14 protein-coding genes are annotated in these 15,488 nt (G+C 43.3%); 4 read left to right on the forward strand and 10 right to left on the reverse strand.

Translation table 11 applies throughout. The annotated features are described in order from the left end of the window. Positions 1 to 90: 90 nt before the first annotated feature. Positions 91 to 1,401, reverse strand: a complete 1,311-nt coding sequence (locus JKM87_RS07780; RefSeq protein ID WP_419761841.1) for an HD domain-containing protein — start codon at positions 1,399 to 1,401, stop codon at positions 91 to 93. A gap of 905 nt (positions 1,402 to 2,306) precedes the next feature. Between JKM87_RS07780 and JKM87_RS07785 the strand changes: the two genes are divergently transcribed. Beyond that, positions 2,307 to 3,260, forward strand: coding sequence for an ion transporter (locus tag JKM87_RS07785; protein ID WP_202079741.1), 954 nt, complete (start codon positions 2,307 to 2,309; stop codon positions 3,258 to 3,260). Positions 3,261 to 3,331: 71 nt separating this feature from the next. On the opposite strand, the gene JKM87_RS07790 is transcribed toward JKM87_RS07785, so the two are convergent. Then, positions 3,332 to 3,946: a thioredoxin family protein gene (locus JKM87_RS07790; protein WP_236838684.1), complete on the reverse strand. Its 615-nt coding sequence runs from the start codon at positions 3,944 to 3,946 to the stop codon at positions 3,332 to 3,334. Positions 3,947 to 3,961: 15 nt separating this feature from the next. Beyond that, complete coding sequence (locus JKM87_RS07795; RefSeq protein ID WP_202079743.1) at positions 3,962 to 4,078, reverse strand: TlpA family protein disulfide reductase; 117 nt, start codon at positions 4,076 to 4,078, stop codon at positions 3,962 to 3,964. A gap of 726 nt (positions 4,079 to 4,804) precedes the next feature. On the opposite strand from JKM87_RS07795, the gene ilvA reads away from it, so the two are divergent. Continuing rightward, complete coding sequence (gene ilvA, locus JKM87_RS07800; RefSeq protein ID WP_202079745.1) at positions 4,805 to 6,052, forward strand: threonine ammonia-lyase IlvA; 1,248 nt, start codon at positions 4,805 to 4,807, stop codon at positions 6,050 to 6,052. A gap of 12 nt (positions 6,053 to 6,064) precedes the next feature. Here ilvA and JKM87_RS07805 read toward each other — a convergent pair whose 3' ends face one another. Further along, complete coding sequence (locus JKM87_RS07805) at positions 6,065 to 6,610, reverse strand: 3H domain-containing protein (protein ID WP_202079747.1); 546 nt, start codon at positions 6,608 to 6,610, stop codon at positions 6,065 to 6,067. Then, on the reverse strand, positions 6,607 to 7,758 hold the full coding sequence (locus tag JKM87_RS07810) for an IscS subfamily cysteine desulfurase (RefSeq protein ID WP_202079749.1): 1,152 nt from the start codon (positions 7,756 to 7,758) through the stop codon (positions 6,607 to 6,609). The genes JKM87_RS07805 and JKM87_RS07810 overlap by 4 nt, the downstream gene beginning before the upstream one ends. 186 nt (positions 7,759 to 7,944) lie before the next feature. On the opposite strand from JKM87_RS07810, the gene nadA reads away from it, so the two are divergent. Next, a complete protein-coding gene (gene nadA, locus JKM87_RS07815; protein WP_202079752.1) occupies positions 7,945 to 9,048 on the forward strand; it encodes a quinolinate synthase NadA in 1,104 nt (367 codons plus the stop codon). Positions 9,049 to 9,154: 106 nt separating this feature from the next. On the opposite strand, the gene JKM87_RS07820 is transcribed toward nadA, so the two are convergent. The 4 genes from JKM87_RS07820 to JKM87_RS07835 all read right to left on the reverse strand — a co-directional run bounded on the left by JKM87_RS07820 (position 9,155) and on the right by JKM87_RS07835 (position 13,731). Then, complete coding sequence (locus JKM87_RS07820) at positions 9,155 to 10,480, reverse strand: S8 family peptidase (protein ID WP_202079753.1); 1,326 nt, start codon at positions 10,478 to 10,480, stop codon at positions 9,155 to 9,157. A 208-nt stretch (positions 10,481 to 10,688) separates the two neighbouring features. Beyond that, complete coding sequence (locus JKM87_RS07825) at positions 10,689 to 11,603, reverse strand: glycine betaine ABC transporter substrate-binding protein (RefSeq protein WP_202079755.1); 915 nt, start codon at positions 11,601 to 11,603, stop codon at positions 10,689 to 10,691. A 62-nt stretch (positions 11,604 to 11,665) separates the two neighbouring features. After that, positions 11,666 to 12,508, reverse strand: a complete 843-nt coding sequence (locus JKM87_RS07830) for an ABC transporter permease (protein ID WP_202079757.1) — start codon at positions 12,506 to 12,508, stop codon at positions 11,666 to 11,668. After that, positions 12,505 to 13,731, reverse strand: a complete 1,227-nt coding sequence (locus JKM87_RS07835) for a quaternary amine ABC transporter ATP-binding protein (protein WP_202079759.1) — start codon at positions 13,729 to 13,731, stop codon at positions 12,505 to 12,507. Before JKM87_RS07835 ends, JKM87_RS07830 begins: the two co-directional genes overlap by 4 nt. A gap of 253 nt (positions 13,732 to 13,984) precedes the next feature. Here JKM87_RS07835 and JKM87_RS07840 point away from each other — a divergent pair, with 253 nt between their 5' ends. Next, complete coding sequence (locus JKM87_RS07840) at positions 13,985 to 14,545, forward strand: GbsR/MarR family transcriptional regulator (protein ID WP_202079761.1); 561 nt, start codon at positions 13,985 to 13,987, stop codon at positions 14,543 to 14,545. 241 nt (positions 14,546 to 14,786) lie between these two features. Here JKM87_RS07840 and JKM87_RS07845 read toward each other — a convergent pair whose 3' ends face one another. Beyond that, entirely contained in the window at positions 14,787 to 15,455 is a 669-nt protein-coding gene (locus JKM87_RS07845) for a uracil-DNA glycosylase (protein ID WP_202079763.1), read from the reverse strand. Positions 15,456 to 15,488: the final 33 nt, after the last annotated feature.

A 15,488-nucleotide genomic window follows, 5' to 3' on the forward strand; every position in this document is an offset into this window, starting at 1 on the left:
GACCCCTCCTCATATACACCTCGTTTCAAAGTACGTCCATCTCCATTGGTTACCTATTAACCCCTTCTACATTTATCTATACGCAATGTATTAAGTGATATCTAGTAGCGTCTTAATCTTGGCTACCGTTTCTCTATACTTAAGGTCTTGTTCTTTTTCTAAAATCAAATCTAAGGCGAAGTATAGTTTATGGTCTGTTCTTTTCTTGCCTGTGATGGCTTCAACTATATCCGACTGAGTTGAAAGTTCGGCCAATTTTCCGTCCGGCATCTGAAGATAGATTGGTATGCGCTCTCCGTCTTCTCCAGGGCGATAGAAATCATACGGTAAATCGGATGAGGAGTCAATTTCCAAATAATAGTCTGTATCTAGTCCAAGCTCCTCAAAGCACTCTACAAGCTCTTTCCACAGTGTCATCTGCTCCGAAGGATGGTACTCAATATATTTGAAAAGTTTCCGGTTCATAAAACGCTCACAAAGGTCACTAAGTATCGGATCATTTTCATTCTTCCACACTTGGAAGTAATACAGAATAATAGACTCGTCAAGCTGTAAATACGCGTCTAAGTCGATATCCTGTTCAATCACTGGCATCAATAATGTAGGTGTGTCCTTGAATGAGTAGCCACTGTGAAAAAGTTCAGTGGCACGTTGAAAGATCTTTCTTAGGATGACTTCAGAACTTCTGGTGACGGGATGAAAATACACCTGCCAGTACATTTGGTAACGAGACATGATATAGTCTTCCACAGCGTGCATGCCGCTATATTTAATAACGGCATAATCCTCATGCGGGCGCATCACACGCAGGATACGCTCCATATCAAAGTTACCGTAGTTGACACCTGTATAGTAGGCATCCCTTAAAAGGTAATCCATGCGGTCAGCGTCAATTTGGCTTGAGATAAGGCTGATAATAAACTTATTCTCATGCGTTTTCGCGATGACTTCGCTCACTTTCTGTGGAAAGTCAGGGGAAGCTTTACGCAATACTCGGTTAATCTCCGTCTCTCCCGTTACAATCGCTTGCGTCCACTCTTCATGATCCGTATCAAACACTTTTTCAAAACTATGAGAAAAGGGTCCATGTCCAACGTCATGCAATAAAGCTGCGCTTAAACATAAAAGTCGATCTCGTTGTTCCCATTGCAGCGAATCCATGACTTGCTCCACTATGCGTCGCATAATCTCATATACCCCTAAGGAATGATTAAAGCGACTATGCTCTGCGCCATGAAACGTAATAAAGGTTGTCCCAAGCTGACGTATACGACGCAAACGTTGAAACTCTGGGGTGTTAATGAGCTCCCAGATTAACTGGTCTTTGACGTGAACATAACGGTGGACAGGGTCTTTGAACACCTTTTCCTCATCCAGTGTTTGATATAATATGTTTGACACCACGCTACCCCTTTCTTTCCAGCACCGTTTTCTCTATTAGTTCTATTGTAATCCAAAATGCTTCTCAATAAAATACACGTATGTACAGTGGATTTTCGGTTTCCGTTGTCCCCGTTAGCCTCCCGGGTTTTTAATTTTTTATACCCCTCCTTACATGTCCACTACATAAGCACAATGCCTCAAGGATGGTAAGGAAAAAGACGCTCCTTATGTTGGGGTTTACTCTAGCAAAAAGGTTAATATTAATCTTCGCCGATGCAGACATGCAATTAGAACCAATAACGCTATAAGGCAGGACTGCACTGTTTGAGTAGCAAGTGATAGCCTATCTAAGCTCTCCAAAAATCAGCACCAATCCGACATTATTGCGGGTCATAGGAATATGTATCACGTGTGGTCATAGCGGTGCGATGAGCTGAAATATTGTACTCACAACATGGACAATTGTAATATATGGTTTCTTTATATGAGCCACAGCATTTATGTGGTAGTGGTGGTATTTACAAGCGGAATGGTTTTAAAAATTGGCGTAATTGAAAAGACGTGATGAACGCATATGTCTGATCAAATGGGTGGTCGTTTATTCTGATGTTAAGTCCAGTAAACAAAATAAGTCGAACATAATGAAAAATTTGGAGAAATACCGAAGAAAATATGAATCGAAATGAGATGAAATAAGTAGAGCTATCGTTTCACGTGTCAATCCCGCACACATTTTGTAGAAGGGAGGGAATAACGTGGACATATGTTCATTTACAATGGACAGGTAATGATATTTATTAATTAACGAAAATCTAGTACAATTAAGTAGCGTATTCGTGTAAATCGTTATAGACAAACGAGATGTTGAAACGATACGTAGAAAATATGGTTAGAGAAATTGGAGCGGAGGAAACAATAATTCAATGAGCTTACAAACAAGACATGATACTGAATTGGATATCAATACAGAGGGGAATCATACAGGTTTAAAAGCACGTATAAAGGCCTTTGTCGATCACCGTTACTTTATGGCCACCATTATGGTGCTCATTCTCATTAACGCCATCATTGTGGGGATCGAAACCTACCCACACATGTATGATGCTTATGGTCAATGGTTGCATGTAGCGGATCGAGTGTTGTTATGGCTGTTTACGCTTGAGATTATTTTGCGTCTCATTACAGCGATACCGACGTGGCATTATTTTAAAGATCCATGGAATATATTCGACTTTTTAATCGTGGCAAGTGGACACTTATTCGTAGGCGCACACTTCGTTACGGTGTTGCGTATACTCCGTGTCCTACGATTACTACGGGCTATTAGTATTATTCCTTCACTACGGCGGATTGTAAACGCACTGTTAATGACTATTCCAGCCCTAGGGAATATTATGCTTTTATTAAGCTTATTATTTTATATTTTTGCTGTCATAGGGACCATGTTGTTTGGGGACATTGCACCTGATCATTTCGGTTCCTTACACGCCACGTTGCTCACGTTATTCCAAGTGGTTACGTTAGAGTCATGGGCGAGTGGTGTTATGAGACCTCTATTAGATCAATCGCCTTTTGCTTGGATGTACTTTGTTTCCTTCATTCTTGTCGGGACGTTTGTCATCTTCAACTTATTTGTGGGTGTTATTGTCAGTAACGTGGAAAAAGTGGACGAATTAGAAGAAGAAAAAGAGAAAGCAGCACGCAAAGCGGTTGAGATAAATAAACAAAGCCCGGGAGATTTGACAGAGCAGAAACAAGAAATGAGAGAAAAAGGACAGAATGAAGAGGCCTCGTTGAATGTTGAAATAAATGCCTTGCGTGAAGAATTGAGAGAGATCAAGGCGCTTTTAAGAGAGCAACAACGGGGTTCAAAATAACGCAAACCTCAGCCCTTTTAGGGTTGAGGTTTTTTGTTTTGTATTATGACGGATATTATGACGGACCTGAATTAAGACGTACCTGGTATTCTACAGCCATCAGGTCCACAATCCCTCTCCTCCTCTGCTTTTTCCTTTTCTAATTGTTCCTGCTGCCAAGCGATATCAATGGTTGGAGAAAAGCGTTCTGGATGACGGATATACCATCTTTGCTTTCGTATGAGAAAGTTTTCAGGGTCGAGCTTTAAAGCCTCATCTAGTTCTTTTAAAGCTTCTTCCTTTCTATCTTGCTGCAGATACTCATGTGCAAGCTTAAACTTGGTTTCCGCTAACTGCCTCTCAATCGTGGAGTCCCGCTGTTGAACATGGTACTCATCATCGAGTGTCACCGTATTCGCTTGATCGGTTACAATCTGCTTGACTGCATTGACATGGTCTTCGTTGTTCACGCTAAAGCCTTGTTTGACTAGACGCACACGACCTTCTTCATCTAAGACGATCCCGTTCGGTACAATATTAAAACCGAACAGAGACGCTAGTTTGTTTTCTGAATCCACAAGGGTGGTCATACTGTATGGCCGTCCATATGGTTGGGCTGCCTGAACTCCCTGCACATCATTCGCAACAGTGACAACTTCAAAGCCTAGATGTGAGAACTGGTCGTGAAATGTTTGCCATCCTGGCAACTGATCACGGCAACGTCACCAAGAAGACCACATGTACAATAAGATCTTTTTCCCTTGCCATTGAGAGAGAGAAAAATCCTCTTCGTTTATTGACTTAAACGTAAGGTTTGGCATCTTTTCTCCTATTTTCATATAGAGCCCTCCTATAATAAAGATCATACTGACGAACATTTGCTATGCTTTGTATTAAAACATATTAATCTTGCCATGGCAAAAATGCATGATTTTACTCTTGTTTGGATAGTATATAGGTCATTAATAGTCATGATTGACAAAGTGATTGCCACTTTATATAATGTTTCAACAATACAGAAACTTCGAAAAACGCGGTTGAATGTATTCATTTTTTATTCCAACATAATGACGTTTTCATATCCTGTATACGTAAGAACGTGTCTTTTTTATGTCATGTCATGAATAAAGTTTTAGTTGAATATCTAAGTATGCGAGGAAAAGGACAAGTAGATTAAGGCCCTGATGTCAGAGAGCGATCCCAAGTGCTGCGAGGGTCGCCATCACCCTTATTTGAATATCACCTTGGAGCATTTTTTCTGAAACGGAGTAGGGCGTAACAAGGACCAAACTTTCACGTTTTATATATACTCATCAAACGTGACCAACCTACTGCGCATTAAGAAAAACGGTTCGTCCCGTTATGAAACGATGAACCTCAGTGTTCAGTGAGGCTTCCTTATACTTTAGGATGTGGGGAAGCAAAAGCGAAGTGGTACCGCGTGAAGACGCCTTGGCAACGAACGAGTTGTTCGTGACAACCAAGGCTTTTTATATGCACATTTAGCTCGTTATAACTGGCATTTTAAAAAAATAGAAAAAGAAATGGATAAGGAGTGCTTCAAAATGAGTTGTATCAGTATGGAGGATATCATTGTCGCTAATCACACACTAAAAGATGTCGTGATTCAAACCCCTTTACAGAAGAACAGACTGTTGTCAGAACGCTATCAGTGCAACGTGTACCTTAAACGAGAGGATTTACAAATAGTAAGATCATTTAAAATACGCGGCGCATACCATTTTATCAACAGTCTCTCAACAGAAGAAAGACAGAGAGGGGTCGTATGTGCCAGTGCAGGTAACCATGCTCAGGGGGTTGCCTACGCCTGTCAGCAATTAGATATTAAAGGTAAAATATTCATGCCCACAACCACCCCGAGGCAAAAAGTGGATCAAGTCAAATTTTTCGGAGGACCAAACGTGGACGTGATGCTAATAGGGGACACGTTTGATGACGCGTATGAGGAAGCGATGAAAGTCTGTGCTGAAGAAGGCGCGACATTTGTCCATCCCTTTGACGATCCTAAAGTCATTGCTGGACAAGGCACCGTTGGGCTAGAAGTGATGAATGAGGTTCATGACCCTTTAGATTATGTATTTGTAAGTGTTGGCGGTGGGGGGCTCGTGTCAGGCGTGGGCACGTATATTAAGGGCGTCAGTCCGGAGACGAAGATCATCGGGGCTGAGCCTTCAGGTGCACCGTCAATGAGAGAGTCCATCGCCAAGCAACAAGTGGTGATGCTAGATGACATTGAAAAGTTCGTCGATGGTGCGGCAGTCAAACAAGTAGGCAAGCAAACATTTGACATTTGCCGTGGTCTATTAGATGACATGATCGATATACCCGAGGGGAAAGTATGCACCACAATTCTTAATCTCTATAACGAGAACGCGATTGTTGCTGAGCCTGCCGGTGCTTTACCGATTGCAGCCCTAGATGCCTACAAGGATGAAATCGTAGGCAAGAATGTGGTCTGCATTGTCAGTGGCGGAAACAACGATATCGATCGCATGCAGGAAATCAAGGAACGTTCTCTCGTCTACGAGGGATTGAAGCATTACTTTATCATTACATTCCCACAACGTGCGGGGGCGCTCAGACAATTTATTAACCAAGTCCTGGGTCAGGATGATGATATCATTTATTTCGAGTATACGAAAAAGAACAACAAGGATAATGGACCGGCTGTGGTCGGTATTGAACTCAAAGACAGACAAGACTATCACCAGCTTATTGATAGGATGAAGACACACGACGTTCAATTTACCGAAATTAATGAAGACCCTGCACTCTTCCATGTTCTCGTTTAAATCTCTGTATCTTCACTCGTCTTTATTAATCAGAAGATAGCCCGCTTCGTGTAAGGTTTGGTAGGCTTCCTGAAGTTGCTGCTCTGTGTCCGCCTCCATCGTATGGAGGTGGACGCCTTCAGTTAATTCAGATAAAAGAGAAGCATTCGTCTGATCCATTTTTTCTATAAAGCGCCTCACATCTTTGCGGTTCCGTAACATCAGAGAGCCCGTTAACTGTCCGTAAATGGGATGTTCAACGGTCACGTCAACAACGGTCACGCCATGATCGACAATGATATTGAGTTCATGCTCCGTCTCATCAGGTTTATGTTGACAGGCAATGACCTGTTGTGGTTTCTTCTGGGCCATTTTTTGAACATATATATAACCCTGTGCCGTTGCGATAATCGGTTCATCTTTTGCTTTGAGAAGTGAGATATCTTGGACAATAACTTGGCGGCTTACATTTGTCTTCTCAGCCAACGCTCGGGCGGGAACAGGGTCTGTACTTTCCTGCAAGGACTGTAATATATACGCTCGGCGTTGGTCCCCGTATAACTTTCTTGGTTCGCTCACGTTCCTATTCTCTCCTTCTGTTCGTTGTAGTCATCTATGATTGTACCAAAGGAGTGCAGGGCTTGACGAATATCTACCTCCGATGTGTGTTTGCCTATCGTGACCCGAAAAAATTCGTCCGCCTCTTCTCTCGTTAAACCCAGAGCACTTAAGGCTAAAGAGGCACCTGTATGACGTGCTAAACAGGCGGTACCAGTTGAAATAGCGATCTGTCTGCGATTACACTCTAACATGACGTATTGACCTTCCATGCCTCTTATTCTTAATCCCAAATGATGGGGAAGTCTCTCCTCAGTAGGCCCAACAAGACGACAGTCTGTTAATGCCTGTAACCCGTTCAAAAAAGTAGTCGTTAAGCGTCGGCACCGCTGTTGTTCCTCCCGCATGTGGTTTAACGTCTCTTCTGCCGCTGTGGCAAAGGCAGCGATGCCCGGAACGTCAAGCGTACCTGGACGGAAACCGTTCTCTTGTGTCGTATGTGGCATGACGCTTTTCCACTGCACTTGAGGGTCAATATAAACGGCACCGACCCCCTTCGGACCATACATTTTATGAGCTGAAAGACTGATGCTATGGACACCAAGCTGTTGAACATTGACTTCAATCTTTCCAAAACTCTGTACAGCATCCATGTGAAAAAGGACACCATGTTGACGTAAAATATGGGCAATATCAGTCACCGGTTGAATCGTTCCAATGTCTGAACTAGCATGATGAATTGAAACAAGAATGGTGTCTGGGCGAATGAGAGTAGGAAGGGTACCCACATCGATACGTCCCTGATCATCAACTGGTATATAGTCAACCTCAAAACCCTCTTGCTCCAAGGAAGAAAAGGTGTTCAATACTGACGCATGCTCAAGCATCGTCGTCAACACGTGCTTACCCTTGTGTTGGTGTGCTTTGACCATCGAACGGATGGCGAGGGCGTTAGCTTCAGAGCCACTTCCTGTAAAATATAGCCCTTCAGTTGCACCACCAATCAGTTTGGCTAAAACGCGTCGACTATACGTGGCCACATCATGGGCATAAGTGCCTGTGTCATGTAAGCTGTTCACATTTCCAAACGCTTTTTTGGCCACCTGTTCATATGTGGCGAGGGCGTCTTCTGACATCGGCGTTGTAGCTGAGTAATCCAAATATATCATAGGCTTAAAACCTCCTCTCACACTTGTTAATCAAGTTTACCTATACTCCTTTATAACGTACGCTTCTACAACGAAAATCAATCGAGTGATAAATCTTTTCCTATTGTCATTATTTTAGTTTTATGTCAATATAGGTGTCAAGACACATGTTAAGTTATGTTGTATATATAAAAGGAGATGATCAGCATGACCGTGCTCGATTTTCTTTCTGCGTCCACAGCCTTACCTGAAGCGTATACTCGTTTGTCTATGACCGATATGGAAGATCGTGTACGCCGCTTGAAGCAGCAGTTTGGGCCCTCATTATTTATCCCTGGACACCACTACCAAAAAAATGAAGTGATACAGTTTGCCGACGCCACTGGTGACTCACTCCAGTTAGCTCAACTATCGGCTCAGAACACACAAGCCGATTATATTGTGTTTTGCGGTGTTCATTTTATGGCAGAAACAGCCGATATTTTGACTGGACCTGAGCAAAAAGTGATCCTTCCCGATTTACGTGCCGGTTGTTCTATGGCCGATATGGCGGACATTACTCAAACGGAAAAAGCGTGGGAGGCTTTGCAAACACGCTTTGGAAACACGATACTCCCGCTGACTTATGTCAACTCCACAGCGGCTATTAAAGCGTTCTGTGGTCGTCACGGCGGTGCAACAGTGACATCATCCAACGCTAAGAAAATGATAGAATGGGCCTTTACACAAAAAGAACGTATGATGTTCCTGCCTGACCAGCATTTAGGACGTAACACCTGCTATGACTTGGGTATACCATTAGATCAAATGGCTGTGTGGGACCCAATAGAAGAAAAGCTCATCGTGGAAGATGAGACTAAGGAAGTAAGAGTGATCCTATGGAAAGGTCACTGTTCGGTCCATGAAAAGTTTACCGCCGCACACATTCATCAGCTACGTGAAGAAGAGCCAGAAGTGAAAGTGATCGTACACCCCGAATGTACTCACGACGTGGTCCAATTGGCAGATGACGCTGGGTCAACGAACCATATTATTCAGACCCTTAAAAACGCACCGGCGGGGACCAAATGGGCTGTTGGAACGGAGATGAATCTCGTTAATCGACTCGCTCAGGAGCTGTCACACATATCTGTTCGATCGCTGAACCCAAATCTCTGCCCTTGCTTAACGATGAATCGCATTGATCTCCCCCATCTCTTATGGATATTGGATAGCCTTAACGAAGGAGATCTCAGACATCAGATTACCGTTGAGCCACACACAGCGGAAGAGGCAAGATGGGCTCTTAACCGCATGTTAGACCGCGCCTAAAAATAAAGACCAAATAAAATAACCTTCAGGCGGCCTTAATATGGTCACCTGAAGGTCTCACAAGTCTGATATTACTATCTGTTGTCTGTTGTGCGACTTGCTTACCTTAGTTGTTCAACGCGTCGATGACTTTCCTTGCGTTAAGATATCCTCTTCCTTGGTCGTTAGGGGATAGACCCCTGTCATCTGTGGCGTTCAGCATGTGATACTTCACTTCATTTGGTGTGAGGTTTGGATGCTTTTGAAGGAGCTGGGCCACAACGCCAGCGCAGATGGGTGTGGCCATAGACGTGCCTGAGAGTCGCATATACATCTCGTTGACACGGTTAGATTTTTGAGTTTTGTCAATCAGGGAGTAAGGCGCGTTTAGCGAAACGACATCAACCCCTGGTGCGAGTAGGTCCGGCTTCGTTAACCCATCAATCGTTGGACCACGACTGGAAAAAGAAGCAATGTCATCATCTTCCCTTACAATGGTATCTTGATCATCCATCGCCCCCACTGTTATCACTTTCGGGCTGATCCCAGGACTCGCGATGGTCTGTCTTTCAGGTCCACTATTTCCTGCTGCTACGACAACAACAATCCCTTCATCCCACGCTTGTTCTACCATTTGTACAACAGGGTCTTCCTCTGCTGGTTGTTGCGCTTGACTCCCTAGAGACATAGATATAATGCGGATATTGTATCTCTCCTTGTGATCAATACACCATTGTATACCATCCATGACAGTAGATAACGACCCTGAACCTAAGCGGTCCAATACTTTAACGCCTACAACGTTAGCCTCTGGGGCAGGACCCGCAATGCGACCTTGGGATAAATGACCGTTTCCGGCAGCATCACCTGCACAATGCGTGCCGTGGCCATTATCGTCATATGGGTCTTGACGATGGTTAACAAAGTCTTTGAATGCGACGATACGGTTATGAGGCTCTGTAAGATCCTCATGTGGATGAACCCCTGTATCTACAATGGCGATGGTGACGTCTTTCCCCGTTAGTCCTTCTTCTTTTAATAGGTCTGCATTAATGGCTGGCACACTGGTATCTAAACACGTTTGTACCCGTCTATCTAAATGAATCTTTTTAACATAGGGGCTCTGAGTCAGTAGCTCTTCAATCGCTGTAGCTGACAGTTCAGCTGAACAGCAGGACACTCGCGGAAAGTCTGAGTGCAAACGGCAACGGAAACGGTGATTAATCCGTTGCTTCAAATCCTGTCTTCCGGCATGGAAGGCCGTTGGCGTATGAGCCATTTCAATGATGACCGGATATCTGCGCCATGTCTTGACTAAACGCTCTAGCTGTCTGTGTAGGAAACAAGGCACCCACTTAAATGGTTTATATTGCTGGACTAGCTGCTGACGCAATTCTGAATCCAGCTTCTTTGTGTACTGCCTCACAACTCCTAACATTGAGAAACCTAACATGATAATCCTCCTTTGGTAAATCAGAAGATACAGCATCATATGAGCTTGTTCACCAAAGGGAAACGGTGTTTGTCCACCTTTTAAAACAATGTCTTAAGTTAAGGCTCATGTTATGAAAATATAAAAAGCTCAAGTGGAAAGCAGCTGATTCCACTTGAGCTAATGAATACTAGTCGCTTGAGTCTTGCCTGTTTATGCTTCGCTTGTCTTATTCAGCATTGACGCCATCTAACATGTCGTTAACAAGCTTTTCGTTATTCTCGATCCATTCACGTGCCACATCGTCAGGATCTTGATCTTCATCTTCGATTTTAACAATCATCTGTTCGATATCATCTACAGGTATTTGCCAGTTGCTGAGAAATTCAAACGCTTCTGGCGAATGCTCGCTAACCTCTTCATGGGTTATCACGTGTACTTCAGACTCCTCAAAATATTTTTTAGGATCTTCGAGAAGTTTGAGGTCCCAGTTCGCAAACATAGGGTGTGGGCGCCATCCTAGGAAAATGACCGGCTCCTCTTTATCGATAAGACGCTGCGCTTGCGTTAACATCCCTGGTTCACTAGAGGCTACATACTCTAGGTCAAGGCCATAACCCTCAATCATCTCTCTAGACGTCACTGTCATCCCTGCTCCTTCTTCAATGCCATACATCTTATGTTCAAATGGTTCTAAGTTTCCCGCAAGCTCCTCAATTGAATCATACTCAACATAGGTTGGTACAACCCATCCGAGCTCTCCGTCCGGGTAGCTCATAGAAGTTTGGACGATGGTGTCTCCATACTCTTCTATATAATTGGCATGCATATTAGGTAGCCAAGCATCCATAAATATGTCGATATCACCATTAGATAGGGCTGCATAGACCATACCAGCATCTCCATTTTGAAGGTTAACTTCATATCCCATATCCTCTAGTATATTCTTAGCGACGTATGTCGGTGGTACTGTGCTCGTCCATGGCGTGACACCAAATGTTAGTTCACCCTTGGATTCTACTTCTCCTTCTGATGTACCTTCATTCTCCCCTTGATTGTCCGAATCGACTTGGGCACCTCCACAACCAGCTAAAACGAATGATAAAATGAGTACAATAAACATACCTTGACGTAAAAATTTCATTAAATAAGAACACTCCTTAATGTATTTTTAAAAACATCACTAAACGTCTTTACTAATCTCACTTACTTTTTGCCAATACCTTCGGTGATTCTATCTAATATAATCGCTAATACGACAATACCTAAACCACCTACAAGCCCAAGGCCAACATCTACTCTAGAAATACCAGACATGACGATTGAGCCCAAACCGGGTGCCCCGATCATAGAAGCAATAACAGCCATAGACAGCGCTAACATGATCGTTTGGTTAATCCCAGCCATAATAGTTGACGTCGCCATTGGTAACTGTACTTTGACCAACATCTGCATCGGTGTTGATCCAAAAGCTTTAGCGGCTTCAATAACATCCGTTGGCACTTGACGAATCCCTAAGTTAGTCAGACGTACAGCTGGTGGTGTGGCAAAGATAAACGTCGCTACAACAGCGGGTACACCACCGATACCAAACAGTAATATCGTTGGGATAAGATACACAAAACTCGGTAGTGTCTGCATGAAATCTAGTATGGGCCTGACCACCCGATCAACTTGATTAGATCTGGCACTCAATATGCCCACAGGCAGACCTATAATAATCGCTAAAAATGTTGCTGTTAATACAATGGCGAGTGTTTGCATGCCTGCTGCCCATACATCTGTGTTAGATAAATCGACACTCCCAAGATAGAGTAAGCCTAAAAAGCTAAAAACCGCGACGCCCTTTCCTGCATATCGCCATGCTAAGAATACGATTAAAATGGTCATCACTTCTGGTGGCACCCACAGCAAAAGATCGGTTAAACTGTCAAGGAATAAGCCAATAATGTCCGCTAACGTATCAAACAGGGGACCAAACGTAGGTATAAACCATTCTTTGACGAACGTGTTCGTCCATTCTTGTAATGGAAATGAGAAATAATTCATGCCTCATGCACCTCCTCTATATCGACAGAGGACGGTTCTTCGTCTTCCTCTTTTCCTAAAGCAAGACCTGAAAGAATAGACACACGAACAATAATACCTTTTAGTTTCTCTCCCTCAACAACGGCAATAGGATACTTTGTTTCAGCTGCGATTCCAATCAGTTCATGTAAAGGTGTATCGGGGCTAGTTGTGGGATAATCATTAATAAGTAGATCTTCAACCCATCCACCCTCTTTTACAGCTTTAACAGCGGCATCTATAGTCAGAAGACCTTTGAGATTTTTCTCTTTATCTACGACAAAGATACTAGATAAGCCCTTCTCCTCCATTTTTCTAATCGCCACGCGCGGGCCGTCTTTCATAGTCGTTAATACGTCTGGACGTTTCATAATGTTTGAGGCAAGCAGCACCTTTGAACGGTCTACATCCTGTACAAATGTAGAAACGTACTCGTTTGCTGGTTCAGTGAGGATTTCTTCAGGTGTACCGATCTGTACGATTTTTCCGTCCTTCATCATGGCAATCCGATCACCAAGTTTTAAGGCTTCATCGAGATCGTGGGTAATAAATAGGATGGTTTTCTTCAAGGTGCTCTGAAGCTGGAGTAATTCATCTTGAATTTCTTTGCGGATTAATGGATCGAGCGCACTAAAGGCTTCATCCATCAAGAGGATATCGGCATCGTTCGCTAATGCCCGCGCTAAGCCTACCCGTTGTTGCATCCCACCACTTAATTGGTCAGGCTTGTTGTCCTCTTGACCCTTCAGACCCACAACTTCTAATGACTGTCTCGCTTTTTCTTCACGCTCTTCTTTATCGACGCCTTGGATCTCTAGACCATATTCGACGTTCTTGAGGACAGAGCGGTGAGGAAACAAGGCAAAACGTTGGAACACCATGCCTAGCTTCTTCCTTCGAGTGTTCATTAAATCAGTCTTATCCATGTTCACAATGTTCTCACCGTCGATATGTATCTCTCCGTTTGTAGGCTCAATAAGGCGATTAATGAGGCGTATAAGGGTCGATTTTCCACTACCGGATAGACCCATAATAACAAACAATTCGCCTTCCTTCACATCAAAATTCGCCTGGTTGACACCTACAGTCATCCCTGTTTCTGCGAATATCTTCTCTTTAGACTCCCCTTTTTCTAAACGTTTGATGGCTTCTTTTGGTTTGGAGCCAAATATTTTGGTGACTCCTTTCACTTCAATCTTATTCATGGTAAATCTCCTCTCTTCTTTCACAAGCCCAATTATATTAATAGATGTATGTATGACACAAAACGCATTTGTTGCGAAATACGTTCTTTATTGTTCGTACAGTATAATCTGTACAGACCAAACGAATTGATAACGTACAATTCCGCGCAAATACTCTCTCGTTATATTAGATAACGTGCTTTACGAGTCAACACTTCTTTATATACAATGTGAGTTGTCAGCTAGGTCTAAGCTGACTTGGAGGTGTGATTGATTGCAGGACAATCATGAATGGCTAGAGAGGAAACTAGATAAAGCACGTGGTCGTGTCATTGAATCTATTTCAAATAATATTGATTTATATGGCGTGACCCCTTCTATCGGGCGGCTTTATGCAACGATGTATTTTCAAGATCAACCGATGACACTCGATCATATGAAACAAGCGCTAGGCATGAGCAAGACAAGCATGAGTACAGGGGTCAGAACGTTATCGGATTTGAAGATGGTAGAAAAGGTTTGGCAGAAAGGCGTTCGAAAGGATTTGTATCGAGTGGAAGAAGACTGGTATCAGTCACTCATAGATTATTTTTCTATCAAATGGCGTAAGAACATCGAGCTGAATGTTAAGGCGGCCAAAAAATCAAGAGCGGAAATAAAAGAGCTGATTGAAAGCAATCTTTTAAATGATAAACTTAAAAAACAAGCCCAAGATGACCTACACAAAATTGAGTACGCGCTAGAATACTACGACTGGTTAGAGGATCTGGTGGCCTGCTTTGAGTCAGAAGACATTTATCAATTAGTACCTAAAAAACGAGCAACGGATGGTTAAACGACATCCGTTGCTACTATTTTTAAGTTATCCACCACGATCCATATACCCGTTTCAATTTAAAGCGAAACATTCTTGAGAACTTGATTTTCGGCCGATGGGCATCGTTTACGTCTGGACTTGTTATTGCTCCCCGAGGTAGGGTGCGAGTTTGTCCTGACAGACGCGTTCTAAGTAAGGTTTAAGTCGAGGGTGGAGGCAAAAGCAATAGTCTTCTCGCTCTTCCCCTTTTTGAAAAGCTTTAATCTATACGCCAGTCGATCGGTTCCTGTCCACTTTCTTGAAGATAATGATTAACACGAGAGAATGGGCGACTGCCAAAAAACCCCCTGTTCGCCGAAAATGGACTCGGATGAGGAGATTCGATGATATCATGACGTTCAGTGTTAATGAACGCTTTTTTTTGCTGAGCATGACGTCCCCAAAGTATAAAGACGATCGGTTCGCTCCGGTCGCTAAGCGTTTCTATCACACGATTTGTAAACGTTTCCCATCCGATTCCTCTATGAGATTGAGGTTGCCCTTGTCGTACCGTTAAAACCGTATTCAATAAAAGTACGCCCTGCTGCGCCCAGGAGGTTAGGCAACCGTGCGCCGGTGTCTCTATGCCAAGGTCTGCTTGTAGTTCCTTATAAATGTTTTGTAAAGAAGGTGGCAAGGGTACATCCGGCTGTACAGAGAAGCTAAGACCGTGGGCTTGGCCTGGGCCATGATACGGGTCTTGTCCTAATATAACCACTTTAACCTTCTCATAAGGGGTATAGTGTAACGCATTGTAGATATCATACATGTCCGGGTAGACGGGATAAGACTGATACTCCTTTTTGAGAAACGCTCTCAGTTCTAGGTAGTAGGGCTTCTCAAACTCTCCTTGAAGCAAAGAAGCCCAGTCGTTTTTGAGAATGGGCATCTGAGATCATCCTTTTATTTTTTATATATGTAA

The sequence above is a fragment of the Caldalkalibacillus salinus genome, from assembly GCF_016745835.1.
GTDB classification, from domain to species: Bacteria; Bacillota; Bacilli; order Caldalkalibacillales; family JCM-10596; genus Caldalkalibacillus_A; species Caldalkalibacillus_A salinus.

What these genes read in the sequence shown, in the direction of transcription:
- JKM87_RS07820 (WP_202079753.1), bottom strand. Translation starts at nt 10,480, where the DNA reads ATGTTAGGTTTCTCAATGTTAGGAGTTGTGAGGCAGTACACAAAGAAG.
- nadA (WP_202079752.1), top strand. Translation starts at nt 7,945, where the DNA reads ATGACCGTGCTCGATTTTCTTTCTGCGTCCACAGCCTTACCTGAAGCG.
- JKM87_RS07785 (WP_202079741.1), top strand. Translation starts at nt 2,307, where the DNA reads ATGAGCTTACAAACAAGACATGATACTGAATTGGATATCAATACAGAG.
- JKM87_RS07830 (WP_202079757.1), bottom strand. Translation starts at nt 12,508, where the DNA reads ATGAATTATTTCTCATTTCCATTACAAGAATGGACGAACACGTTCGTC.
- JKM87_RS07845 (WP_202079763.1), bottom strand. Translation starts at nt 15,455, where the DNA reads ATGCCCATTCTCAAAAACGACTGGGCTTCTTTGCTTCAAGGAGAGTTT.
- ilvA (WP_202079745.1), top strand. Translation starts at nt 4,805, where the DNA reads ATGAGTTGTATCAGTATGGAGGATATCATTGTCGCTAATCACACACTA.
- JKM87_RS07825 (WP_202079755.1), bottom strand. Translation starts at nt 11,603, where the DNA reads ATGAAATTTTTACGTCAAGGTATGTTTATTGTACTCATTTTATCATTC.
- JKM87_RS07795 (WP_202079743.1), bottom strand. Translation starts at nt 4,078, where the DNA reads ATGAAAATAGGAGAAAAGATGCCAAACCTTACGTTTAAGTCAATAAAC.
- JKM87_RS07835 (WP_202079759.1), bottom strand. Translation starts at nt 13,731, where the DNA reads ATGAATAAGATTGAAGTGAAAGGAGTCACCAAAATATTTGGCTCCAAA.
- JKM87_RS07810 (WP_202079749.1), bottom strand. Translation starts at nt 7,758, where the DNA reads ATGATATATTTGGATTACTCAGCTACAACGCCGATGTCAGAAGACGCC.